The sequence below is a fragment of the Armatimonadia bacterium genome, from assembly GCA_039679385.1.
Classification (GTDB): domain Bacteria; phylum Armatimonadota; class Zipacnadia; order Zipacnadales; family JABUFB01; genus JAJFTQ01.
Window position 1 is genome coordinate 1 of record JBDKVB010000089.1, and the last position, 23,877, is coordinate 23,877.

Here is a 23,877-nt window from a genome sequence, read left to right on the forward strand (position 1 = left end):
TTCGTCCAGTCGTGCCCGATCTTGTCCGCCAGCGCCTCCTCATCCAGCTCGATCCCCAGACCAGGCTCCGTCGGCAGGTCCAGGTAACCATCGCGGAAGGTGAGAGGCTTCTTCAGGTAGCCCTCGCCGAAAGTCGTGTGCTCCTGCGCCAGGAAGTTCGGGATCGAAGCATCAAGCTGCACACCGGCTGCCAGGGAGATCGGCCCGAGTGGGCAGTGCGGAGCCACGACCGCGTAGTAAGCTTCGGCCATACCCGCAATCAACCGCGTCTCGAAGATCCCGCCTGCGTGGGACAGATCGGGCTGCAGGACGGCAGCGGCCCGCTTCTCAAGAATCTCGCGGAAGCCCCACTTGGTGAAAATGCGCTCGCCGGTCGCGATGGGGATATGGGTCTTGCGCGCCAGATCGGCCAGGACGTCGACATTCTGGCACTGTACCGGCTCCTCAATGAACATCGGCTGCAGGGGCTCCAGCGCCTTGATGAGCAGCGCCGAGGTCGCCGGCGGAACGGAACCGTGGAAGTCGATGGCGATGTCGATCTCCTTGCCCACGGCCTCGCGGATTGCGGCGATGCGCCCGACGGCACGATCGACGAAGCCCGGCGTCTCAATGACTCGCGCCGGGCGGCCGCCGGCGACTCCGGTCTTGAGGGCCTTGAAGCCCAGCGCAACGGCCTTCCGGGCATTCCCCGCCGCCTCTTCGTCGGTGCCGCCACCGACTGCTTTGTACACCTTCACACGGTCACGCAGTGGGCCGCCGAGGAGCTTGTGGACCGGAAGCCCGGCGGCCTTTCCGGCCAGGTCCCACAGGGCGTGGTCGACGCCTGACAGGGCGCTCGTCAGTACCGGGCCTCCACGGTAGAAGGCATGGCGGTACATTGCCTGCCAGTGATGCACGACCCGCGTCGGGTCCTTGCCAACCAGGTAGGGCTCCAACTCCGCCACCGCCTGCGCTACGGTCAGCGCACGCCCCTCGACAATCGGCTCGCCGAGTCCGACAAGGCCCTCGTCGGTATGGATCTTCAGGAACAGGAAGCGGGGCTTGACAAGAAAGGTCTCGAGCTTTGTGATCTTCATGATTGGTTCTCCCGATTGTGCGAAGGCACTGTTTTGCGAAGGGGCGTCTCACGGCCGGTAGCCTTCGGCGAGTTAGGGTCGGACCATCGTACCGTCCGGAAGCCGCGTCTGGGTCCAGGTGTCCACCTTGGGCACGCAGGGGTACTTGGCGGCCAGCTCCTCGTTCACGTCGATCCCCAGGCCGGGCTTGTCATTCGGATACAGGAAGCCCTTGCGCACCTCAGGCAAGCCAGGGAAGATCTCGTACACAAGCTCCGAGAACCCGCACCACTCCTGGATGCCGAAGTTCGAGCAGGCCAGGTCCAGGTGCAGGTTGCAGGCATGGCCAATTGGTGAGGTGTCGCCAGGTCCATGCCAGGCGGTCCGGACATTGTGCAGCTCGCCATAGGCCGCGACCTTCCGCGCCGGTGTCAGGCCACCCATCTGGCTGACGTGCATGCGCAAGAAGTCGATCAGCCGCCCCGACACCAGCGGCATCCACTCACGCGGGTTGTTGAACAGCTCCCCCATCGCGAGCGGCGTTGCACACTGGTTCCGCACCAGGGCGAAGTACTCGATGTCCTCCGGCGCCAGCAGGTCCTCGAGGAAGAAGAGCTGGTACGGTTCGACGGCCTTCGCCAGGAACAGGGCGTCGGCAGGTCGCAGGCGTTCATGGACATCGTGCAGCAACTCGACGTCGAAGCCGACGGCGTTGCGCACGTACTCCAGCATTCTGGGGACGTTACGGGCATACTCGCGGTCGTTGAAGTAGGTACCGGGCTGAGCGTTCTCGGGTGTGTGCAGCGACTCCGGCTTGCCGCCGTAGCCGCCCATCTGCACGCGGACGTAGTGGTAGCCCTCGGCCATGAAGCGCTGCACACTCTCCAGCACTTCCTCCGGCGTGGCGCCTCCAGCGTGCCGGTAGACGGCCGCTGCCTCCCGGCACCTGCCGCCCAGGAGGTCGTAGACCGGCATTCCCGCCCGCTTGCCCTTGATGTCCCACAAGGCCATGTCCAGACCGGAGATGGCGTTGTTGAGGACCGGGCCATTTCGCCAGTAGGAGTTGACCCAGCAGGTCTGCCAGAGGTCCTCGATGCGGTCGACGTCACGGCCGACCACCAGCGGCTTGAGGTACTCCTCGACCGCTGTCTTCACGGCCAGCGCACGCTGGGTGAAGGTAGCGCATCCCCAGCCGTAGAGACCGGGCTCGGAAGTGTCCACACGGACCGCGATCAGACGCGAGCCCGCAGGTTGGGTCATGACGACGCGAAGGTCGGTGATGGTGGTCTTTTCGGCCATAGTGATAACCTCGTTTTCGTGAGAGACCTGGGCGAAGGTCGGGCGCCGGAAGCTCTCAGCGCCCCGGGATGTTCCAGCCGTGCTCCGGGATCAGACGGTAGATTGGCTCCCAGCCCAGTATCTCCTTCGCGCGGCGGCAGGAGACGAGCGCCTCGTCGTGCTCAATCGGCTCGCGCCACTCGGTCACGTATCCATAGTGGGGCTGCGCGATCTCACGGCTGGGCAGGTTCAGCAGGTTCAGGTCGGAGTTGATGAACAGAGGATGCGCACCCTCGTAGTCGGCTTCGATCCCCTGCACGAAGGCCCGGGCGCTATCGCGGGCATCGATCCAGGTCCAGTAGTTGCGCACAAAGAACTCCAGGTTGGGCCCCTGGTTGATCATCCTGGCCATCCCGTCCAGTCGCCGCGGGTCGGGCGAGACGACCCAGGTGATTCGCAGCGATACGCTGCTGATGCCGTCCTTGTGCCAGAAATACTCCCCAATCTCCTCCAGGATCTTCTTTGAGAAGCTGTAGGCGTCGGAGAGCAGAGACGGGTGGTCCTCGTCAATCGGGAAGTAGCGGACGGGGAGGAGCTCCTTGCCGTACCACTGCCCCAGGGCATTGATGGAGCTGGCGACGCTGATCTTCTTGATGCCCGCTGCGGCGCAGGCCTCGTAGACGTTGTACGTCCCCTGGCAGTTGTCCTCGAAGGTCTGGCGCGACTTGTCCTTGATCAGAGACGGAATGCCGGCCAGGTGAATGACGCTGTCGTGTTCGGCAACGGTCTTCGCGAGCGCGTCGTAGTCGAGGCAGTCAAGCACGCGGTATTCGGCGTTGTCGACAGTGCGATCGGGGGTCCTCCCGGCTGCGGTAACCTGATGTCCGCGGGATACCAACTCCTGCACCACGAAGCGCCCCACCCTCCCCGCACCACCGGTAACAAGCACTTTCATGAGCCAACCATTCCTGACGTCGGCCCCGGGCACAGTCCCGGGAGCCTGTACAAAGAATCAGACGGCGGCCTGAGCGGATACGCCCAAGGGCCGCCGCCTGATAATAGTCCAATCAGTGACGGGGTTCAACTCATGATTGTGGTGCGGGTCCAGCCTCTTCGTCCTCGGCTGCCGGGGCTGGTGCTGCCGGTGCCGTTTCGACCTTCGGAGCGGAGAGCGCCTCCTTGAGCTTCGGGAACAAGTCCTCCAGGAGCGCCTTCGCGGTATCGGTTGCGCCCTGGGGAGCAGTCGCCTGCAGCCCATCGGCGAAGGCCCCAAGTCCCGCTGCCTTCGTGAAGGCGGACATCGCCGATCCCAACATTCCGGGATCGCCGTAGAGGTTCATCTGCGCCTTGCTGAGTGCCTCACCGAAGGCATGGGCGAAGGCAACTCCGACTTCCTTGTTGGCGCTAATGGCCGCCAGCGCCTGCTCCAGTTGGACGGAGATCTGCTCGTACTCGGCCTTCGCGCTCAGCTCGTTGCGCAGAACGGTGACGCGTGCGGCCTCGACGTCCTGCACCCGGGTGGCGTCAACGGCGACCTGCTCACGGGTAACGTTCACCGGGACCATCTGCCGCGCCTGTTCACCGGCGGCGGATAGCGTCGCGGCGTCCTTATCGGCCTCGGCCCTCACGCGCACAGCCTCAGCCAGGCTTGCCGCAGCCTGCTGCTCGCCTTCCGCGATCTTGGCGGCCTTGTAAGCCTCGATGTCGGCCTCCATCTGCCGCTTGATCTTCTCTTGCTGGGCCTGCTGCTCGGCGCTGATGACCTGGACCTGCTTGGCGCGGTCGGCGCCGGCAACTTCGCCGACGGTCGTGACCTGCTGCTCGGCCCTTTCGCGTTCGGCCTGAGCCACGAGCTGCTGCTGCTCTGCGATGGCCCGGCGCTGTTCGGCTTCGGCCACAGCAATCAACTGCTCGCGCTTGGCCACCTCGACGGCTCGTTCGCGTGACACGTCTGCGGTCTGGATGGCCTCGTTGCGGCTGATGTCCGCGGTCTTCTGCTCCTGCTCCCTGGAGATGATCGCCTTCTGAGCCTCGACCCGGCTCATGTTGACCTGCAGGTCGCGCTCAACACCGGCCTGCTGCACCTGGCGATCCTTATCGATCTCGGCGGTCTCAACCAGCCGCCGCTGCTCGATCTGGTAGGTCTCGGCATCCCGGGTGCGCTCGGCGCGCACCTTGGTGACCTCTGCCGACTGCGTGGCTTCCGCTTCGGCCTGGGCCTTTTGCAGCTCCAGCACCTGCTTGCGGGTATCGACGTCCTTGGTGGTGATCTCGCGCTCTGCGTCACGCTCGTAGAGGTTGCGCTCGACGCGAGCCCGGTTGGTGATCTCGGCGATCTTGCGCAGGCCCTGGGCGTCGAACACGTTGCGATCGTTCAGCCGCTCGGTGTTGGTCTGGTCAAGCCGGGAGATGGTGACGGACTCAAGGGTCAGACCGTTGGACTTGAGGTCTTCGCGCACCAGTTGGGAGACGGCGCTGGCGAAGTCGTCGCGCTCAGCATGAAGCTGGGCCAGGTCGCGGGTAGCCGCCACCGACCGGAGGGCCGATACCAGCTTCTCGAAGACCAGATCCCGGACTGCCACGGGGTCAATCGATCGCCCACCGAGAGAGCGAGAGGCGTTGAGGACGTCGTCGGCGGCCGCCTGGACCTTGATGTAGAACTCGGCGCGGATATCGCAGCGGAGGTTGTCCTTGGTGATCAGCGCGTCCTCACCGGCGCGCTCGACCTCCAGCTTCATGGTCTCCAGACGTACCTGGACGACCTTGTGCACCACGGGGATCACAATAGCCCCGCCATCGAGGACAACCCGCCGGCCGCCCATGCCGGTGCGTACGAAAGCCTCGTTGGCGCTGGTTCGTTGGTAGAGCCTGGCGATAATGGTGAGGATCGCCGAAACGATCAGTACCGCCGCCCCAATCACCATCAGGATAAGACGGCTGATGGGGCTGATCCCCTCCACCATGAAGGGTCCGACGATCAGCAGCAGGCCGAACAAGACCATTCCGACCGGAAGTGCCATGACTCATCCCTCCGAGGAGTCAGCGGGACACGCGCTGTGTGCCCGCTAGCAGCAAGGAACCGAATGCGTGACCGGCAGGACCGACTGTCTTGTGTCCAGACACCAGGGAGCCTGCGCTGCCTCCTCTCCCCCAGTCCCCGACGGTGCCTGCGCGCGGGTCTTCGTGACTAGACCGGCAACAGCGAGACGTCGTAGTAATCGCCGTCGCGGTGATAGCGGACGAGTACGACCTCCTGATCTTTGGCGATGTCTCCGATGACAGGCCGCCCGGCGATGCTATGCCAGTCGCCTGCACCATCCTTCACGTGGACTTCTGCCTTCTGGTCCTCCCGGAGACCGTAGACCGCGATCCCCACCAATCCCACCAGCTCCTCGGGCAGGATTGCGTAGGTCTCGCTGGTCGGCATCAGGCGAGCAAGTCCCCGAGCCGTCGCACCGGTCAGACTTAGGCCGACCAGCACTGCAATCCCCAGGGATGGCCAGACGTAGACCACCGGCGCCCACTTGAAGGGCAAGAGATAGCCGAAGACTGTGTTCGCCGCCAGCCCGGAGACCCCGAAGAGCACCATGAGAGAGGTCACCAGCAGGGATAGCGGGATCTTGCCGAAGCCCAGCACCGTCAGCCCGCGTAGCAGTAGCGAGGTCTCGTGGTGCTCGACGAAATGCTCGCCGTGGACCTCATGCTCGACCCCGGTCGGAGCTTCATGGCCAGCCACGGCACCGTGGTCGGCGCCCAGATCATGCTCGGCAGCGACGTCGTGCTCGACGGAGACATCATGGTCTGCCGATATGTCGTGCTCAAGCGTCACGTCGTGCTCCACGGCCAGGTCATGGTCCACGGCGATATCATGGTCCACGGCGATATCGTGGCCCAGATCGTGTCCGGTCTCGCCCCCGATTCCCGTGCTGCTCAGGATGAGGTAGATTGCCGCGAGACCAATGGGCGCAACGAAAATCAGGTTGTACCACTCAAGCAACTGCACCCCACTTACCTCCCTGTGCCTCCGGTGGCCTGGTCATGATGCAACAGGTCGTCATAGGGCCGTTCACGCAGGAGGGCCGCAGCCTTGCTGCGAGCCTCTGTCGGCGCCACCTCGTCAGGCTTGAGCGGGGCAGCGACGGTGCGTCCTTCGAGTTGGTCCAGCAGATCGAGGGAAGCTGCCTCCGCCCTCGCCTGCATCTCAAGCTCCGTTACAGCCACCTCGTCCGTCGCATCCTGGGCACGAGTCAGCATCCCCCGCAGAGCTTCCCGTTCGGCATTCAGCGCAGCGAGCCGTTGTGCCTGTCCGAGGCGCTCCAGTCTCTGCTCCGCCTCCACTCGACGGCGCTGGTGATCGAGAATCAGAAGACGCGCTGCCTGTCGGTCCTCCTGCAGCCGCCGTGCCAACTCGGCGATTGCGCTCTCATCAGTGGCCGGCTCTCCCAGGGCCTCGCGCAGCTCCAGTTCTCTACGCTCGGCCTGGGCGACCGACAGGGCCACGATCGTCCTCGAGGCGGCCAGTTGCCGTGCAACCTCGGTCGCGGGCTGCGCTGAATCCTCCTCTTCACCAAGGAAATCGGTTAGAATGCGTCGCAGCCAGCGTAGAAGACCCATCTACGAACCAGGCACCGCTTTCCAGCGAGGGCGAATCTGCAGTCCTTTGGGTCGGTCCGGGCCGGGTGCAATAGCCCCAGCTTCGCCGTGTAACCTAGACTGCCACCTCACCTAGTTGAGGATTCTTCGCCAACTGTGCAGGAGTTCCTGCACCCGCAAGGAAAGAGCTCGCAACTCATCAAGGAGGCATAGGTAATGTCAGACGATCGCATACCCGTACTGCTGGACACCGACCTCGGAGACGATATCGACGACGCCTGGGCGCTGTCGGTGTGCATCAACCACCCGCGCATCAACCTGGTGGGCGTTACCACCGTTTGGCGTGACTCAGTGCTGCGTGCCGCGCAGGGCCGGTTGCTGCTTGAGAAGGCCGGAACCCCCGAAGTGCCGGTGGCAGCCGGTACCCGAGACGCCCTTGACCGCGCCCTGGACTTCCCCCGCAACTGCCAGGCCGACGTTCTTTCCGCCGAGGACGAGGCGCGGCTTCGCGAAGGCCGCACCGACGCCATCCGGTTCATGGCGGAGATGGCAGAGAGCACTCCGGGGCTCGTTCTGTTGCCCATCGGGCCGCTCACCAGCGTAGCCCGGTTCATCCTTGAGTTCCCGGAGAGCTTCGCCAAGATCGAGCGCATCGTCATCATGGGCGGCCATATCATGCCCGATCGAGCGCAGCCTGAATACAATGTCGTCTGTGACCCTCGCGCCAGCAAGATTGTCTTTGGCTGCGGCAAGCCGATCACGATGATCGGCCTCGATGTCACGCTCAAGTGCCAGATGGTCCCCAGCGACCTGGAGGCGATCAACGCCAAGGGCACGCCGCTGGCCAAGGCAATCCTGTGCATGACCGAGCTGTGGCAGGGCGGTCCTGACGGGCAGCGCAAGAAGTCGATGCCGATTGTTCACGACCCGCTGGCTGCCCTTGCCGTGGTCGAGCCGGACATCGTGCAGTGCGAGAAGCTCAACATCGACATCGACGAGAAGGGCAACTGCGTCGTCGGCAGCGGACCGGCAAACGCGCTGGTGGCCCAGGGCGTTGACCCGGTACGTGTTCGCGCACGGGTCGTCGAACTGATCGGATAGGTCGCGGCGAAGGTCTGCGGCCCTAGACAGAAAAGTGGAGCAAGAGGGCTTGACAGTCTGCAGGTCACCACGTACAATACGCGCACTCTGCAGAACGCCTGCCGAGGTGGCGGAATTGGCAGACGCGCTAGGTTCAGGACCTAGTGCCCAATAGGGCATGGGGGTTCAAGTCCCCCCCTCGGCACCAAGCACTCACATGAAGCGGCCCTCGCGGCCGCTTTTTTGTTGCCTGCGATCTTGCGGGTTAGGGACCTGCGGGAAGCCGGTGCCTACAACGAGTGCGGCCCCGTGGAATCCGGGGCCGCCCTGGGGTTCGTGGATCGGGGATCTTGTGCTCAGGCCTCGTCAGTGGCCACGACGAACTCACGCACCCGAGCCAGTGTCGGTTCATCCACCTGAGCCCTCACAACCACGTGGTCACCCTCGTACCTCGTCTCCAGCAGCTTCCCGTTCCGTCGCGGGAGCTCCAGTAAGGCCAGGCGATCGTAGGGGATGTGCAGGGTGACGGGCACCAGCCTCGCCGGCAGCATCGCTCGCAGGCGGTCACGGAGCTCGTCCATGCCGTAGCCTGTCAGCGTGGAGATGGGCACCGCGTCCGGCATGTTCCCTGCCAACTCGGCACGTTGTGCCGGGTCCTCTACCAGATCCCACTTGTTGAGCACCAGGAGCATGGGCTTCTCCAGGGCCTTCAGCTCGTCCAGAATCTCCCGTGTCGCCCGGTTCTGGCTGTCGGCCCAGGGGTCGCTTGCATCAATCACCTGGACCAGCAGGTCGGCCTCGAGTGTCTCTTCCAGGGTGGCTTTGAAGGCCTGCAGTAGCTTCTTGGGCAGGTCGTGGATGAACCCGACGGTATCTGCGACAAGGGCCTCGGTGTTGTCGCCGAGTTCGACCTTGCGCACGGTCGTATCGAGGGTCTCGAAGAGGCGGTCGTGGGCTGTGACCTCCTCGCTACCGCAGAGGGCGTTGAGCAGAGAGGACTTGCCGGCGTTGGTGTAGCCGATGAGGCTGATCACCGGGAGATGGCTGTCGAGACGTTGCTCGCGCTCGACGTCTCGGCGCCCTTCGAGATCGCCGAGCACACGACGGAGTTTCGCGATTCGCTCGCGCAGGCGCCTGCGGTCAGTCTCGAGCTTGGTCTCCCCAGGGCCGCGCACTCCCACGCCGCCGGCTCCACCGCGTGCGGCGATCCGGTCCATCATTCTCCCGCGTCCGGTGAGGCGTGGGAGGAGGTAGGATAGCTGGGCCAGCTCGACCTGAAGCTTGCCGGCTCGTGAGTGGGCGTGTTGGGCGAAGATGTCCAGGATCAGTTCGGTACGGTCGAGGATCTTGCGGTCCTCGAACTGGTCGACGAGGTTGCGTACCTGCGCCGGGCTCAGCTCGGCATCGAACAGGATGATCTCGGCCCCGGTCGAGGCCACCTCTGCTTTGAGCTCCTCGATCTTGCCCTTCCCCACGAAGTGACGCAGGTCGGGGTGCTCCCGATTCTGTACGAGGACCCCGACAGGAGCTGCCCCGGCGGCCCGGGCCAGGTCGATGAGTTCCTGCATGGAGCGCCGGCCCTCTCCTCGCAGCTTGTCAATCCCGACGAGGACCGCACGCTCACGTTCCATCCCCGGTTCTCGTTCCAGGCCTACATAGATCTCCAAAGCGATGTCCTCCTCGTACTCCGGTGCCCAGAAGGGCCGTTCCTGGTAGCTACGCTACCTCTTCAGTATAGACACTGGTGGGGTCGATGTGCAAAGGAGAGGCAGTCAGAATCGGGCACAGCCGGTCTTGCTATTGATCTCAAGATTATGTATGCTTGTTCAAGATAAACTAGAACGGCATAGCTTGCCGCAGCTTGTACCCTTTGAACCCGCCATCAACACAGGGCAGGGCCGTCGGTGCCTAGGGTTCACGTGTCGGTGCGCAGGCAGGCCTTCGGGGGGGGACACAGCACACCACGAAGCTACCCCACGCCGCGCCTGGAATCCCCTGAGTCACAGGTCGGCCCTCGGGACGTACTGTCGCAGCGACGCCAGGGCTTTGGAAGGAAGACTCCCTGCGACCCTCACTGTGGGCAGGTCTCCCTCATCGCAGCCTATCGTCCACAGGCGGCTTGTAGCTCGCTGGACCGGGGGTCGCATTCCACAACAGGTGATGGACAGACGGAAGAGAGGACGACGCTCCACGCAGGTCTCCTGTCCTTGGTAGCGATGATCGGCCTCGCTGCCGCGATTGGTGGTGTCGACCATCAACTCGCGCGGCGGGGCTTTCAGGCTGCGGCCCTTCGGGAGTTCCTCGCCGTCTCGCCTGACCGACTGACCACGGAACTCGACCCGCGCGCCGATTCGCAGGCAGACCGCGAGGGCCTGCAGAGGCTTCAGGTGGACGTCAGCAGCCCGAAGGCTCGTGGCGAAAAGCAGCGCGTGTACGTGACTCTGGACCCTTCGCGACGCTACGTGTGCAGGGCGCACTGGGTTCACAAGGTGGTTGCCGACAAGGCCGGTCCTCTGAGCCAGGAACGGCTACAGTCTCTCGCCGAAGGCTTCGCCAGTAGCCACTCTCTGTTCGTCGGGGCTCAGACGCGGCTGCTGACGGCCAAGCCGGCTCAGGAAGCCGGTCCGGGCGCCTACACTTTCACCTGGGAACTGACCATGCCGCCCCGGGGCCCACGCATCGGCCAGGCACGGGTCACACTGTCGCCTGTCGACGGGGCACCGCTGCACGCAGAGTTCACCATCCACGACCCCTCCCTGCTGGCACGCTTCACGATCAGTCGCACTGAGGCCCTCCGGCTCGCGATCGGCGCTTTGCCTCCCCGGTACCAGCGTGGGTCGGTAGCTTTGCGAGGCGTTTCGGTGGTCAACACCGCCGCAGCGGGCAAGCCCGCAACACCTGCCTGGCGCTTCCTTTTCGAGGAGGGGTCGAGACCGGAGTATCCGGCCTCGGCGGCAACCCTCTACACGGTGCTGGTGGATGGTGACTCCGGTAGTGCCCAGTTGGAATCGACCTCAACACAGGCGCGCTGAGGCGCCTGCTCCGCTGCAGAAGCGTCCCTCCAGGACGACCCGGGATTGCCGGATCTTCGGCCCTCTGGGGGACCGCCCAAGGGTTGCGCCGGGCCTGGGATACTGGTATACTTTGACCGGTTGCAGGCCGGCTCTTCGGCCTATCACGTGGCTGGCGTAAGGACCTTGAGACGTGCATAAGTTTGCGTTCATCATCCATCCCCTGGACGTGCGGGACGTTGCCCGCAAGTACCGGTATGCCGCACACCTGCCCGGCGCGCTTGTCGAGGCAAGTCTACACGTCATACCGCCCAAGCTGGTTAGTCACATCACCGGGATTCGGTCGGCCACCGGCGCAGAGACCGAGGGCTGGTTCGTTGCGTGCCCGCTCACCTCTCGGCAGTTCAGGGACGGCAACGCGGCTAAGGCCATCAACAAGATCGTCGAGGCCGGCAAGATAGCCCAGGACCTGGGTGCTGAGATTGTCGGACTGGGCGCCTTCACGTCGATTGTGGGCGACGCCGGGATCACCGTGGCAGAGCGGCTCGACATCGCCGTCACGACCGGCAACAGCTACACCGTAGCTACCGCGCTCGAGGGCTCGCTGCTTGCGGCTCGCCAACTGGGGCAAGATCCGGCGCAGTGCACTGCCGCCATTTTGGGCGCAACCGGATCGATCGGTCGCGTGGCAGCCAAGATGCTGGGGCCCCAGGTCGCCCGTCTCATACTAAATGCTCGCAGCGCAAAGCCCCTGCAGGCACTTGCTGACGAACTGGCCGCCGAGGACATCCAAGCCGAGGCGCAGACCGACATCAACGCGGCGCTCGTGGATGCAGACATCGTGGTCGCCGTCACCTCTTCGGTCGAGGCCATCGTCCTGCCGGAGATGCTCAAGATCGGCGCTGTGGTATGCGACGTGGCCCGTCCGCGCGATGTGTCGGTCAAGGTGGCCCAGGAGCGCGACGATGTGCTGGTCATCGAGGGCGGTGCTGTGGCGGTCCCCGGCGACGTGGACTTCCACTTCAACTTCGGGTTCCCGCCCAAAGAGTCCTACGCCTGCATGGCTGAGACCATGATCCTCGCGCTTGAGGGCAAATGCGAGGACTACTCGCTGGGACGCGACATCAAGTGCGAGCAGGTTACGGAGATCGCCGAACTCGGCCGCAAGCACGGGTTCAAGCTTGCCGGCTTCCGCTCCTTCGAGCACCGCGTGAGCGATGAGGATATCCAGCGAGTGCGGGACAAGCTCCACGCTGCGCAGCGCCTACACAGTATCACCGCCTGAGGACACGCTCACGGTTGCGGCCGGCGAGTTCTCCGGTTGGCCGCACACATACCCGAACCAGATACGGCAGGGGTATAGCCCCTGCCTACGTCTTTGACTTGGAAGGACTGCAGCGGAATGTTGCCTGAAGAGCTTACCCAGGAGGAGCAGCGGCTGCAAAAGCTGCTCGCGCTCCAGGAGGCCGGTCGCGACCCCTTCGCGATTCACCGTTACGAGCGCACCCATCTGGCCCAGGAGGCAGTGGCCGCCTACGAGGAGCCGGGCGGACAGAAGGTCTGCGTCTGCGGTCGCCTGATGACCCGGCGCGCTCATGGGAAGTCGACCTTCGCGGACCTGGTTGACCAGTCGGGCAAGATCCAGCTTTACGCAAAGCTGGACGACCTGGGAGCCGAGGGCTATGAGGCCTTCAAGGACCTGGACATCGGCGACATCCTCGGCGTTCGCGGCGAGTTGTTCCTGACGCGGACGGGCGAGGTTACGGTCAAGGTCAGCGAGTTCACGCTGCTGTCCAAGTCGCTGCGACCACTGCCCGAAAAGTGGCATGGTCTGCAGGACACCGAGGCGCGCTATCGCCAGCGCTACCTCGACCTGATCATGAATCCCGAGTCGCGCGAGGTGTTCGAGAAGCGGGCACGGATGACCCAGGCCGTGCGTGACCTGCTGTGCTCACGGGGCTTTCACGAGGTTGAGACGCCGGTCCTGCAGCCCCTCTATGGCGGCGCGAATGCTCGGCCCTTCACCACGCACCACAACGCTCTGGACATGACCCTGTACATGCGCATCGCTCCGGAGCTGTATCTGAAGCGGCTCGTGGTCGGCGGCATGGAGCGCGTCTTCGAGATCGGCAAGCTGTTCCGCAACGAGGGCATCGACACCCGGCACAACCCGGAGTTCACGAGCCTTGAGGCCTACCAGGCCTATGCGGACTACGAGGACATGATGGACCTGGTGGAGCAGCTTGTGTGCGCCATGGCCCAGTCCGCCAACGGGAGCCTGGAGATCACCTACGGTGAGTATGAGATCGACCTGACGCCGCCCTGGCGCAGGATCGGGCTGTATGAGTCGATTCGCGAGGCAGCCGGTGTCGACTTCTCGCAGATTGAGACGGATGAGGCGGCCCGCGAGGCCTGCAAGGATCTCGACGTGGGCAACGTAAGCGATCAGACGCTGGCAGGGCTGCTGGACAGGGTCTTCGACCGATACGTGCAGCCTACGCTCATTCAGCCCACCTTTGTGGTGGACTACCCGGTCGCGATTTCGCCGCTGGCCAAGCGCAAGGCTGGTGACCCCGAACTGACCGCTCGTTTCGAGCCTTTCATCGGCGGGGCCGAGGTCGGGAACGCTTTCAGTGAGTTGAACGACCCGCTGGATCAGCAGCGTCGGTTTGAAGCACAGGTCGAGGCACGGCGTGTGGGAGACGAGGAGGCACATCCGCTGGACGAGGACTTCGTGCGGGCGCTGGAGTATGGCCTGCCGCCGACCGGTGGTCTGGGGCTGGGCATTGACCGCCTCGCCATGCTGATCTGCAACCGCCAGTCCATTCGCGAAGTCATTCTGTTCCCGGTGATGAAGCCTTCGCAGGACGAGTAGCCCTCGCGGGCTCGCGTCCAGCCGCTGCACTCGCCTTCCTAAGCTGGGGGCATTGCTATGAAGACACTCGCGGCCATTCTCAAGACGATGCGCCCCAAGCAGTGGACGAAGAACCTGCTGCTGTTTGCGGCCTTGCTCTTTGCCAAGCAGTTCACGAATCTGCAGGCGATCGGCCAGGTCGTGATCGCCTTCGCCCTGTTCTGTGTCCTGTCCGGTACCGTCTACCTGGTGAACGATGTGGTGGACCGCGAGCAGGACCGCAAGCACCCGCGTAAGTGCAAGCGGCCGGTTGCCTCCGGGGCACTATCTCCCAGGACCGCGATTGCCGCTGCGGTGATCATGGCCCCGCTGAGCATTGCGGGCTGCTTCGCCCTCAACACTGCGACCGGGGTAGTGGCCACCGCCTATCTGGGCCTGACCCTTGCTTACCACTTCTGGCTCAAGCACCTGGTGATCCTCGATGCCCTCGCGGTTGCGGGTGGTTTCGTGTTCCGTGCCGTCGCCGGTGCGGAGGCCATCTCGGTCGTGATCTCCCCCTGGCTGCTCATGTGCACGCTGCTTCTGGCGCTCTTTCTGTCCTTCACCAAGCGTCGACAGGAGATCGTGCTGCTCGAGGATGATGCCTACGCGACGCGGCAGATCCTCGCCGAGTACACGCCCCACCTGCTAGACCAGATGATCGCCACGGTGACGGCCTGCACGATCATGTCCTACTGCCTGTACACCATCAGCGAACGGACGGTCCACGAAGTCGGCAGTCGGGACCTACTGCTTACCATCCCCATCGTCATCTACGGCGTCTTCCGCTACCTGTACCTGGTACACCGCCATGGTCAGGGCGACGCGCCGGACCAGGTTCTGCTCAATGACATGCCGCTGCTGGTGACGGTCCTGGTCTACGTGCTGGCCGTTGCGCTGGTCTTCTACCTGGGCGCAGGCGGCCTGGGCGGCCCGATCCTGCCCTCCAACAACGGTAGCTGGTAGCGCCTTCGAGTCCGATGCAGAGTGTAAACGAAAGGTAACCTCAAGTATAACTCATGTTTTGGAAGGATATAACAGACCTGGGGTAGGCATCGGAGGGAAAGGAAGGGTCTGTATGCTTGAGCGACTGCGTCTGGCTCTGCTCGACGAAGAAGGTGCGACAGGTGGCGGCTGGGCCCTGGTACTCGGGTTGCTAACCCTCGCCGGAGCCTTGTGGCTCTACCAGCTTGGCGGTGTAGGCGGGCTCAATAGCGCTCTGGGCTACATCAGCGTTCGCGTCCGAGAGATCGCCCACATGGGGCCCTAGGCTCCTCGGCCGGTCCCGCAGGGAGATTGTGGGCACATACGCAGCCCCTGTCCTGACCGAGAGGGGTTCTGGAAGCACTGCCTCCCGAGGCGCTCTGGGAGTGCGGTGCTTCCCTGGTTCTTGAGCCTGTTCCGCTTGACAAAACACGGCAAGCAGGGACAATAGACCACACCACGCCAAGACCGGGTCGCAGTCTGGCCCGCAGATCGGGGGGCGCCAGTGTTCCCGTTGGCCACAAACGACCTGGAGCAGATCAACTCCGCTTCGCTTCGAATCCTCGAGACCACGGGCGTCCGCCTTGGTCTCCCCTCCGTCTTGGAGGCGATGAAGCGCCGGGGTTGCCGTGAGGGCTCCGAGGCCGACGTCGTGCGTATCCCCCGTGAACTTGTTGCCGAGTGCGTTTCCTCGGCACCCAGAGCGGTCAAGCTCTCCGACATGGGCGGCCGGGACGTCCTGGCTCAGCCCGGCGGCGAGACCCTCTTCTGGACCTGCAACGCCCTATACATCGCCAACAGCCGCCGCGTAAGGCCCATCACTGAGCACGACTTCATCAACTGGGTTCGCGTAACCGATCAGTTGGAGCACGTCCACGCGGCCGTTTCCCCGAGCATCGCCGACCACCCGCCACAGACTCGCGATTTCGTCGGTTTCCGGCTTCTGGCGGAGAATACCACCAAGCACTTCCGTCCCTGCATCTACACCCCCGACGGCGCCCTTGCCATCATGGAGATGGCGCAGGTGCTACTCGGCTCTACCTCCCTGGCCGAGCGGCCGATCGTCAGCTTCGGCTACACGGTCACGAGCCCTCTCTCCTGGGGCGTGCCGGCCCTCGAGCTGTTCGAGAAGACCTCCGGCCACGGCGTTCCGATGATGCTCAACGCAGAGCCGACCGCGGGAGCTACCTCACCGGTTACCCTGGCCGGTGCACTGGCCCTGGCGAATGCCGAGGCGCTCAGCGGCGTCGTCATCACACAGACCCTCGAACCGGGTCGCCCTGTCATCTTCAACCTGGGCTTCGCGCACACGATGGACATGCGCAACGCTGTGACCCGTACCGGTGGGCCTGAGAATGGTCTCCTAGGCGCTGCCGGTGCCCAGCTTGCGGCCTTCCATGGCCTGCCCAGTGCGGCCTGGGCCAGCACTGAGAGTATGACCACGGACCAGCAGGCCTCGGCCGAGTTCGCCACGGTCGCCCTCGCGCAAGCAACCGCCCATACCAACATCATCTGGGGTGTTGGCCAGCTCGAGTCGCAGCGCACCATCTCGCTGGCGCAGGGCGTCATTGACAACGAGATCGCCGGAAGCATCCTCCGCCTCCAGCGCGGCATTCGGGTCGATGCGGAGAGCATCGCCGAGGCCGTCATCACGGAACTCGCCCACAAGGCCGACTACCTCAGCCACGACCACACGCTGGCCCACTTCCGGGAGGAGCTGTACCGGCCGGAGCTGTTCTACTCGGGACGTCGCGATGCCTGGGAGAACGGCGGGGCCCTCACCGCCTACGACCGGGCCTGCGAGCGTGTCTGCCAGATCCTCTCAGCTCCGCACCGTCCCAAGATCACCGACGAGGTTGCCAGAGAGCTACGAGGTATCGAGGCTGCCTGGTGCGAACGACTCGGTGCCGTCTAGCCGGGAGGTGTCCGCCTCTGGCTTGCGGACGTCGTGGCGCCGCGGACCCTCCAGCGGTGCCTGCCTTTGTTCTCCCCGTCCTGCGCTCTTCATCTCCTCCGGCTCAGAAGGGGGCCCCATATGACGCGCCTGCTCTGCCTTGTGCTCGGTCTTGCGGTCCTGGCCTGCGAGGCCCAGATGCAGGTCACCCCGAACCCCTCCGGGGCGATCGACCAGATCTCGTGGAAGGGTTCCGTTCTGCTTCAGCCCCTGCAGATGCGCATCGTCAAGACCGGCTGGAGCGGCACCTTCGCCCAGCAGATACCCGGTGACGGCTTCACCCGTGAGGGTCCGGCTGGTGCCGATGCGCTCAACTTCACCGGCACCATCGACTGCGAGGGCAAGCCCTGTCGTCTGGAGCAAACCGCCGAGTATGGGCCCGCTGGTGAGGACTGGCTGCGCCTGAACTACAAGCTCACTCCCAGTGCCGACCTGGACACTGAGCGTGTCTTCCTGTGTGCCGGCCTGCCCACGGAGGGTAACGCCGGAGCAGGTCAGTTCATCACCGCAAGCGGCCCGCAGGTGTCGCGCATTCCCCTGCCGGCCACGCTCCCCAACCAGTATCGTCTCGCCGGCGCCGACCAGATGGACTGGTGCGCCTGGGTTCTGCCGGGTGATGTCGGGTTGCTCCTCGAGCCCGTCGGCGCGGGGATTTCCTCGGTGTCCTTCCAGGACGACCGGCAGTTCAAGATGGAGTGCTTCGAAGCCCAGCTTTCCGTGCAGAACACCCGTGGCCTTAAGGCGAACCAGACCTACGAGTTCGGCCTGACTCTGCGTCCGGTTACGGCAGCTCAGTTGGAGGCGAAGGTGAAGGCAGCGGTGACCTCTCAGATGGTCGCGATGGAGTCCAACAAGCCTCTGGCGCTCCGGGGAGTTCGCCCGAGCGCTCAGCAGGTGGCCCGATACGAGCGACTGGACCTCGACCTGGATCTGGACGCCACCTTCGACAACCCCTTCGACCCGGAGGACATCGACGTCACTGCCACCTTCGTGGGGCCGGACGGCAAGGAGGTGACCGTTCCCGGCTTCTACAGCCAGGACTACGCACTGCGCACGGTCGACACCCGCAGCGATCTCGTCCCACAGGGGAACCCGGGGTGGCAGGTCCGCTTCGCACCCTCTCAGACAGGTCGCTGGACGGTGACCGTGGAGGCTCGCGACCGCACGGGAAGGGTCCGCTCACAACCCGTGAGCTTCGACTGCCTTGCGGGCAACGCTGCCGGGTTCGTCCGGCGCGTGCCCGACAACCCTCGCTACCTGCAGTTCGACAACGGTGAGCCCTACTTCGCCGTGGGCGAGAACGTCTGCTGGGGAGCTCTGGACAAGTACGCGGAGTGGTTCAAGGCACTGGGCGACGCCGGCGGCAACTACTGCCGCATCTGGCTCGTGCGCTGGAATATGGCCCTGGAGTGGACGAACGAGGGCTCACGGACCGGCATCTACTACGGACTGGGCAAATACAGCCTCGACAACGCCTGGCGTCTGGATCGTGTGATGGAGATGGCTCGCCAGAACGGCATCCGCTGCATGCTGTGCCTGGGCTACCATGGCGAGTTGATGGAGACGCCCGACTACTTCAACACGAACTGCTGGCAGCAGAACCCCTACAACAAGGCCCTCGGCGGGCCGTGTGAGAAGCCGGCGGACTTCTGGACCAACCCACAGGCACGCAAGCTCTACCAGCAGAAGCTGCGCTACTTCGTGGCCCGCTATGGCTGGGACAGCCACGTGCTGTCCTGGGAGTTCTGGAACGAGGTCCGTGCACCGGCACCCTGGATACAGGAGATGGCCCGCTGGTTCCGAGCCAACGACCCGTATCGGCACCTGATCACCACTACCTACGGCTATGACGAGGTCTGGCAGCTCCCGGAGATCGACTACACCCAGGCCCATACCTACGGGAGCGACGAGAACCGGCCGTCGACCGCACCCGTCATCGCCGCCCTGGGACGCGAATACACGACCAAGTGGACCAAGCCCTTCATGGTCGGCGAGTTCGGCATCGACTGGAAGACCGGTGATGGCAGTCACGATCCCACTCGTCAGGGCACGAGCCTGCACAACGGCATGTGGGCCTCGGTCATGACCCGCAGCTTCGGCACGGCCGCTCTCTGGTACTGGGACGGCTACGTGCATCCCTTCAACCTGTACCACGAGTTCACTAGCCTGCGCCGCTTCGTGGATACCGTGCCCTGGACCAAGCTGAACTTCGAGCTGGCGGACTTCGGCCCGGTTCGCAGACCCGTAGCGGTCGATGCCCCCTGGGACGATATCCGCTGCGTGTCGACCCTTGGCTGGGCAAAGGCGACCGGCACCGACTTCACGATCCGACGTGACGGTGCAGTGCTCGGCGAGGGCACCTTTTCGGGTACCCTGTTCTCTCCGAGCAAGAAGGACATGATGACGCCGCTGCGCTTCCGAGTCACCTACCCGCAGGACGGCAAGTTCATTCTGCATATCGGCACCGTCAGCCAGGGCGCCGTGCTGCACGTCAAGGTGGATGGCCAGGAGGTGCTGGTCAAGGACCTTCCCGCCGGAGAGGGTACGGGGCCGTGGAAGAAGACCACCTGGGTCGAGCAGCACAAGATCTGGCAGAGCGAGTATGACACCGACATCGAGGTGCCCGTCCCGGCCGGGGAGCACGTCATCGAGCTGGAGAACTCCGGCAAGGACTGGATCGGGGTCACCCAGTACGTCTTCGCGGGTTGCCGCGATCCGCAGTACGGGACACTGCAGTGCCTGGGCATGCGGACGGCCGACTACGCGCTCCTGTGGCTGCACGACCCGGAGAGCACCTGGTATAACGACAAGCTGGGCAAGGTTCCGCAGCCCATCGACGGCGCGACGACCACGCTCCTCGGACTGGCGGACGGCAACTACCAGGTGGAGTGGTGGGATACGCGCAAGGGCGAAGTCTCTGCAACCAACCCCGCCGTCAGCGCAGAGGGTAAGCTCAGCCTGACGGTGCCGACCTTCACACGAGACGTCGCAGCCAAGGTGACGCGCGCCAGATAGGGTCGTCGCACGAGACCGGCAAAGCAGAGAGCCGCCCTGCAAGGGGCGGCTCTCGTGTTACTCGCTATCAGACAGAGTTGGCTGCTACGCTCCGAGCTTCAGCAGTGCCTCACGCTGGCCCTGGAGCTTGCCGACGGTCTTCTCGGACTCGGCGAGACGCGCCTTCTCCTCCTCGATCACCTGCGTCGGCGCTTTGCTGACGAAGCCCTCGTTCGCGAGCTTCTTGCGGCTGCGCTCGGCGTCTCCGTTGACCTTCGCGATCTGCTTGTCCAGTCGCGCCAGCTCCGCCTGCACGTCGATGGCCCCGCCGAGGTGCAGGAAGACCTGCATCGTACCAACGAGCGATGACACCGCACCGCTCAGTGTCTCGGTGGCGGCCGTCTGGGTCGATAGCTCCGAAGTCCAGGCCAGCGCATTGAAGGAGGACGTGTAATCCCTCATCAGGGCGAGAGTGGCCTCGTCGGCGCTCTGGATCGTTACGGCCAGTTTCGGCCCCGGTGCGATGTTCCAGTCGGCTCGCATCGAGCGGACCGCGCCGATCGCGTCCTGCAAGAGCGCCATCTGCTCCTCGGCTTTGTTGTCCATCCAGCGCGCGTCAGCCTGCGGGTACGGCTGCTTCGCCAGCGAGCCGTCCTGCGGCCGCCAGCGCTGCCAGATCTCCTCGGTGATGAAGGGCATGAAGGGGTGCAGGGCCCGCAGGATGCCGCTGATCACGAACCGCAACACGCGCTGCGTTGCCTGTTTCCGCTCCAGGTCCTCGCCGTACAGTGAGGATTTGGCCATCTCCAGGTACCAGTCGCAGAACTCGCTCCACACGAACCCGTACAGCGCCTCGGCGGCCTGCGCGAGGTTGTACTGCTCGAGTTGGCTGATCACCGTCTCCATCGTCGCACTGAAGCGGCTCAGTATCCAGCGGTCGACGAGGGTCAGCGCTGCCGGGTCGAGCTCCTCGTCGCCCTTCTCCTCGGGTGCGTCCTCCAGGTTCATCAGCGAGAACCGCGAGGCGTTCCACAGCTTGTTGCAGAAATTGCGGGCACCAACGAACCGGTCCTCCGCGAGGCTCAGGTCCTGGCCGTGAGTGATGAGCTGCGTGAGTGCGAAGCGCAGCGCATCGGCCCCGTAGCGGTCGATCAGGTCGATCGGATCGACGTTGTTCCCGAGGCTCTTGCTGATCTTGCGTCCCTTCTCATCCCGCACGAGGCCATGAATGAACACGTCGGCGAAGGGCTCGCGACCCGTGAACTGCTCGCCCGCCATGATCATCCGTGCCACCCAGAAGTAGATGATGTCATAGGCGGTCACGAGCACGCTGGTCGGGTAGAAGTAGTCCAGCTCCGGCGTTTTGTCGGGCCATCCGAGGGTCGAGAAGGGCCATAGCTGCGAGCTGAACCAGGTGTCCAACACGTCCTCATCCTGATGGATCTTGGCGCTCCCGCAGTGGCCGCAAGCGGTCGGGTCCTCACGGGTGCAGGTCATCTTGCCGCAGTCATCACAGTACCACACGGGGATCGAGTGCCCCCACCAGAGCTGACGCGAGATCGGCCAGTCGCGCGGGTTCTCAAGCCAGTCGCGGTACACCTTCGTCCAGCGTTCCGGCACGAACCGCACGGTGCCACTGTCCACAGCTTCAAGGCCCTTGCGCGCCAGCGGCTCCATCTTCACGAACCACTGCGTCGACACCAGGGGCTCGAGGATGGTGTGGCAGCGGCTGCACTGCGGGATGGTGTGCGTGTAGTCCTCGACGCTCACGAGCAGCCCCAGTTCGTCAAGGTCGGCGACGACCTGCTTGCGGCATTCGTTCCGGTCCATGCCCGCGTAGCGCCCCATCTCGGCGGTCATCTTTCCATCTTTGCCGATCGCGACGACTTCGGGCAGGTTGTGCCGCTGGGCAAGCTGCAGGTCGTTGGGGTCGTGCGACGGCGTGACCTTGAGGGCGCCGGTGCCGAACTCCATGTCGGTGTATTCGTCGGCAATGACCGGTATCTCGCGGTCCATCAGCGGCAGGACGACGGTCTTGCCCACCAGGCGCTGGTAGCGCTCGTCCTTCGGGTTGACGCACACGGCGGTGTCGCCGAGCATCGTCTCCGGTCGCGTGGTTGCGACCACAAGGCCGGGACCGCCATCGAGCTCGGGGTAGCGGATATGCCACAGGTGCCCGGGCTTCTCGACGTTCTCCACCTCAAGATCGGAGAGGCCGGTCGCACAGCGCGGGCACCAGTTCACCATGTAGTCGCCGCGGTAGATGAGGCCCTCCTCCCAGAGGGTCACGAAGGCCTCGCGGACAGCCCGCGACAGTCCGTCGTCCATGGTGAAGCGCTCGCGCCGCCAGTCCAGCGACGAACCGAAGCGGCGCAGCTGCTCGACGATGTGCGAGTGGTGCTTCTCCTTGACGTCCCACACTCGCGCGACAAAGGCCTCGCGCCCCAGGTCATGGCGCGACAGGCCCTCCTCAGCGATGAGGCGCTCCACAACGTTCTGGGTTGCGATGCCGGCGTGGTCGGAGCCGGGGATCCACAGGGCCTCGTAGCCGCTCATGCGCTTCCAGCGGATGAGCAAGTCCTGGATGGTGTTGTCGAGGGCGTGGCCCATGTGCAGGATCCCGGTGACGTTCGGCGGCGGGATCACGATGCAGTAGCTGGGCTTCGACGGATCGACCTCGGCATCAAAGGTGTGGTTGTCGAGCCAGTACTGGTAGATGCGACCTTCGATATTCTGCGGCTCGTAAGCCTTTTCCATCTCGTGCGACATAACGGCATACCTCCGATTGGGGGTCTGGATGCACCGGCCTTCGGGTGCTCATCGCGGGAGTCTGCCGCCTCTGCACACGGCAAAAAGCCTCCCGTCCCGTTGGGACGAGAGGCTGAAGCGGCACAAGGCCGTCCGGCATCCCGCGGTACCACCCAAGTTCCGTCTCGGCTAGCGAGACGACTCTCTGACGCGGTAACGGGCGCACCCGGTGTGACCTACTGAGCGCCGGACTCCGGCGCTGTTCGGCCCCACGGCTCAGGGGCGACTTTCGGCGGACACCAGGGCCGGCACTCCCACCTGTTCACCGGCTCTCTGGCCTTGTAGGCACGTAATCGACGCCCTCAAGGCACTACCTGGCGCAGCCCGCTTACTCCTCCCCATCGTTGCCTGATGGTTGATGCGGTTGGCTGTCAACGACTCTATAGAACACGTTGATTATCGCGCAAAGGAACTCGCCGGTCAAGGGCAGGTCGGACCGAGGGGCTGGCCGTCAGGGCCGAAGCTCACCGTCGGCTGCCATCCATACAGGGCTCGGGCAGCCTCGAGGTCCCAGTGGCGACCGCGGTTGTCACCCACAAGGTGTACCAGCGCGAACTTCGGCCGCGGACACGCGAGAACAAGCCCTAAGGCCCGCACCACGTCCTGCACGTGCACCCGCGATGGATGAGGGTGTGCCTGCTGCCAGTGGCCCTGCAACTGCGGAATGTACACGTTGCCGAGCCGGAGGACCGTCACGGGCAGACCGCGCTCCTGGTGGAACATCCGGCACAATTCCTCGCCGAAGCCCTTTGTGATCCCGTAGACGCCTCCGCCGAGGTGCCTGTCCTGTGAGCCGACCATCTGGCCCTCAGGATATCCGTTGAGAGCAGACACGCTGCTGGTGTAGAGGACGCGCTTGCCGCCTGTTTCGGCAGCCGCCCGGAGCACATTGTACACGCCCTCCACCTGGACGCCGAAGGAGGCGTGCGCATATCCCGGTGCCCGGCCGTGATCATAGACCGAGGAGTCCACGATCGCCATGTACAGAACAGCATCGACCTGCGAGACGGCCTGCTGCACCTGCTCGGGATTGAGAACATCCAGCGGCGTGTAGCGGGGATCGTCAAGAGGCTGCACGTCGCCCAGGATCAGCTCGTGTTCTTGGCCAAGCCCGACCGTGGCCGCACGTCCAACTCGACCTGCGGCCCCGACAATCAGCACCTTCATGGCAGCACCCGAGCATCTGAAAGATCCCGGCGTCGAACCCCGCACAAGCCCTCAGGGGCC

17 protein-coding genes and 1 tRNA gene are annotated in these 23,877 nt (G+C 64.4%); 9 read left to right on the top strand and 9 right to left on the bottom strand.

Annotated elements, in window-relative coordinates; genetic code table 11:
* The 6 genes from dgoD to ABFE16_10300 all read right to left on the bottom strand — a co-directional run.
* The coding region (gene dgoD, locus ABFE16_10275; protein ID MEN6345687.1) for a galactonate dehydratase at nucleotides 1-1,076 on the bottom strand (1,076 nt) is incomplete at its 3' end.
* 72 nt (nucleotides 1,077-1,148) lie between these two features.
* Nucleotides 1,149-2,354 carry an enolase C-terminal domain-like protein gene (locus ABFE16_10280; GenBank protein MEN6345688.1) on the bottom strand — a complete coding sequence of 402 codons (1,206 nt, stop codon included), beginning with the start codon at nucleotides 2,352-2,354 and terminating at the stop codon, nucleotides 1,149-1,151.
* A gap of 55 nt (nucleotides 2,355-2,409) precedes the next feature.
* Complete coding sequence (locus ABFE16_10285; protein MEN6345689.1) at nucleotides 2,410-3,288, bottom strand: NAD(P)-dependent oxidoreductase; 879 nt, start codon at nucleotides 3,286-3,288, stop codon at nucleotides 2,410-2,412.
* Between the two features lie 130 nt (nucleotides 3,289-3,418).
* A complete protein-coding gene (locus ABFE16_10290) occupies nucleotides 3,419-5,353 on the bottom strand; it encodes an SPFH domain-containing protein (GenBank protein MEN6345690.1) in 1,935 nt (644 codons plus the stop codon).
* Nucleotides 5,354-5,520: 167 nt separating this feature from the next.
* Complete coding sequence (locus ABFE16_10295) at nucleotides 5,521-6,336, bottom strand: hypothetical protein (GenBank protein MEN6345691.1); 816 nt, start codon at nucleotides 6,334-6,336, stop codon at nucleotides 5,521-5,523.
* A 5-nt stretch (nucleotides 6,337-6,341) separates the two neighbouring features.
* Complete coding sequence (locus ABFE16_10300) at nucleotides 6,342-6,947, bottom strand: hypothetical protein (GenBank protein MEN6345692.1); 606 nt, start codon at nucleotides 6,945-6,947, stop codon at nucleotides 6,342-6,344.
* A 195-nt stretch (nucleotides 6,948-7,142) separates the two neighbouring features.
* On the opposite strand from ABFE16_10300, the gene ABFE16_10305 reads away from it, so the two are divergent.
* Nucleotides 7,143-8,027: a nucleoside hydrolase gene (locus tag ABFE16_10305; GenBank protein MEN6345693.1), complete on the top strand. Its 885-nt coding sequence runs from the start codon at nucleotides 7,143-7,145 to the stop codon at nucleotides 8,025-8,027.
* A 100-nt stretch (nucleotides 8,028-8,127) separates the two neighbouring features.
* Nucleotides 8,128-8,214: transfer RNA gene (locus ABFE16_10310), tRNA-Leu, on the top strand.
* A gap of 148 nt (nucleotides 8,215-8,362) precedes the next feature.
* Here the strand turns inward: ABFE16_10310 and hflX are convergent.
* Nucleotides 8,363-9,673 carry a GTPase HflX gene (gene hflX / locus ABFE16_10315; GenBank protein MEN6345694.1) on the bottom strand — a complete coding sequence of 437 codons (1,311 nt, stop codon included), beginning with the start codon at nucleotides 9,671-9,673 and terminating at the stop codon, nucleotides 8,363-8,365.
* Between the two features lie 540 nt (nucleotides 9,674-10,213).
* Here hflX and ABFE16_10320 point away from each other — a divergent pair.
* The 7 genes from ABFE16_10320 to ABFE16_10350 all read left to right on the top strand — a co-directional run bounded on the left by ABFE16_10320 (nucleotide 10,214) and on the right by ABFE16_10350 (nucleotide 19,863).
* The gene (locus tag ABFE16_10320) at nucleotides 10,214-11,038 is read left to right on the top strand and encodes a hypothetical protein (GenBank protein MEN6345695.1); all 825 of its coding nucleotides are present in this window, start codon (nucleotides 10,214-10,216) and stop codon (nucleotides 11,036-11,038) included.
* A 172-nt stretch (nucleotides 11,039-11,210) separates the two neighbouring features.
* Nucleotides 11,211-12,302: a shikimate dehydrogenase gene (locus tag ABFE16_10325; protein MEN6345696.1), complete on the top strand. Its 1,092-nt coding sequence runs from the start codon at nucleotides 11,211-11,213 to the stop codon at nucleotides 12,300-12,302.
* Between the two features lie 117 nt (nucleotides 12,303-12,419).
* Nucleotides 12,420-13,892, top strand: coding sequence for a lysine--tRNA ligase (gene lysS, locus ABFE16_10330; GenBank protein MEN6345697.1), 1,473 nt, complete (start codon nucleotides 12,420-12,422; stop codon nucleotides 13,890-13,892).
* Between the two features lie 57 nt (nucleotides 13,893-13,949).
* Complete coding sequence (locus tag ABFE16_10335; GenBank protein MEN6345698.1) at nucleotides 13,950-14,876, top strand: decaprenyl-phosphate phosphoribosyltransferase; 927 nt, start codon at nucleotides 13,950-13,952, stop codon at nucleotides 14,874-14,876.
* A 112-nt stretch (nucleotides 14,877-14,988) separates the two neighbouring features.
* Nucleotides 14,989-15,180 carry a hypothetical protein gene (locus tag ABFE16_10340; GenBank protein MEN6345699.1) on the top strand — a complete coding sequence of 64 codons (192 nt, stop codon included), beginning with the start codon at nucleotides 14,989-14,991 and terminating at the stop codon, nucleotides 15,178-15,180.
* 219 nt (nucleotides 15,181-15,399) lie between these two features.
* Nucleotides 15,400-16,809 (top strand): trimethylamine methyltransferase family protein, encoded by a 1,410-nt coding sequence (locus ABFE16_10345; GenBank protein MEN6345700.1) that lies wholly within the window; start codon nucleotides 15,400-15,402, stop codon nucleotides 16,807-16,809.
* Between the two features lie 120 nt (nucleotides 16,810-16,929).
* The gene (locus tag ABFE16_10350; protein MEN6345701.1) at nucleotides 16,930-19,863 is read left to right on the top strand and encodes a DUF5060 domain-containing protein; all 2,934 of its coding nucleotides are present in this window, start codon (nucleotides 16,930-16,932) and stop codon (nucleotides 19,861-19,863) included.
* A gap of 84 nt (nucleotides 19,864-19,947) precedes the next feature.
* Here ABFE16_10350 and ABFE16_10355 read toward each other — a convergent pair whose 3' ends face one another.
* Nucleotides 19,948-22,611 carry a valine--tRNA ligase gene (locus tag ABFE16_10355; protein ID MEN6345702.1) on the bottom strand — a complete coding sequence of 888 codons (2,664 nt, stop codon included), beginning with the start codon at nucleotides 22,609-22,611 and terminating at the stop codon, nucleotides 19,948-19,950.
* 459 nt (nucleotides 22,612-23,070) lie between these two features.
* Nucleotides 23,071-23,817: an NAD(P)-dependent oxidoreductase gene (locus tag ABFE16_10360; protein ID MEN6345703.1), complete on the bottom strand. Its 747-nt coding sequence runs from the start codon at nucleotides 23,815-23,817 to the stop codon at nucleotides 23,071-23,073.
* Nucleotides 23,818-23,877 lie beyond the last annotated feature (60 nt).

Bases quoted from the DNA above. Each gene is read 5' to 3' on its own strand.
- ABFE16_10350 (MEN6345701.1), top strand. From the start codon at position 16,930: ATGACGCGCCTGCTCTGCCTTGTGCTCGGTCTTGCGGTCCTGGCCTGC.
- ABFE16_10290 (MEN6345690.1), bottom strand. From the start codon at position 5,353: ATGGCACTTCCGGTCGGAATGGTCTTGTTCGGCCTGCTGCTGATCGTC.
- lysS (MEN6345697.1), top strand. From the start codon at position 12,420: ATGTTGCCTGAAGAGCTTACCCAGGAGGAGCAGCGGCTGCAAAAGCTG.
- ABFE16_10360 (MEN6345703.1), bottom strand. From the start codon at position 23,817: ATGAAGGTGCTGATTGTCGGGGCCGCAGGTCGAGTTGGACGTGCGGCC.
- ABFE16_10285 (MEN6345689.1), bottom strand. From the start codon at position 3,288: ATGAAAGTGCTTGTTACCGGTGGTGCGGGGAGGGTGGGGCGCTTCGTG.
- ABFE16_10340 (MEN6345699.1), top strand. From the start codon at position 14,989: ATGCTTGAGCGACTGCGTCTGGCTCTGCTCGACGAAGAAGGTGCGACA.
- ABFE16_10305 (MEN6345693.1), top strand. From the start codon at position 7,143: ATGTCAGACGATCGCATACCCGTACTGCTGGACACCGACCTCGGAGAC.
- ABFE16_10300 (MEN6345692.1), bottom strand. From the start codon at position 6,947: ATGGGTCTTCTACGCTGGCTGCGACGCATTCTAACCGATTTCCTTGGT.
- ABFE16_10355 (MEN6345702.1), bottom strand. From the start codon at position 22,611: ATGTCGCACGAGATGGAAAAGGCTTACGAGCCGCAGAATATCGAAGGT.
- ABFE16_10335 (MEN6345698.1), top strand. From the start codon at position 13,950: ATGAAGACACTCGCGGCCATTCTCAAGACGATGCGCCCCAAGCAGTGG.
- ABFE16_10280 (MEN6345688.1), bottom strand. From the start codon at position 2,354: ATGGCCGAAAAGACCACCATCACCGACCTTCGCGTCGTCATGACCCAA.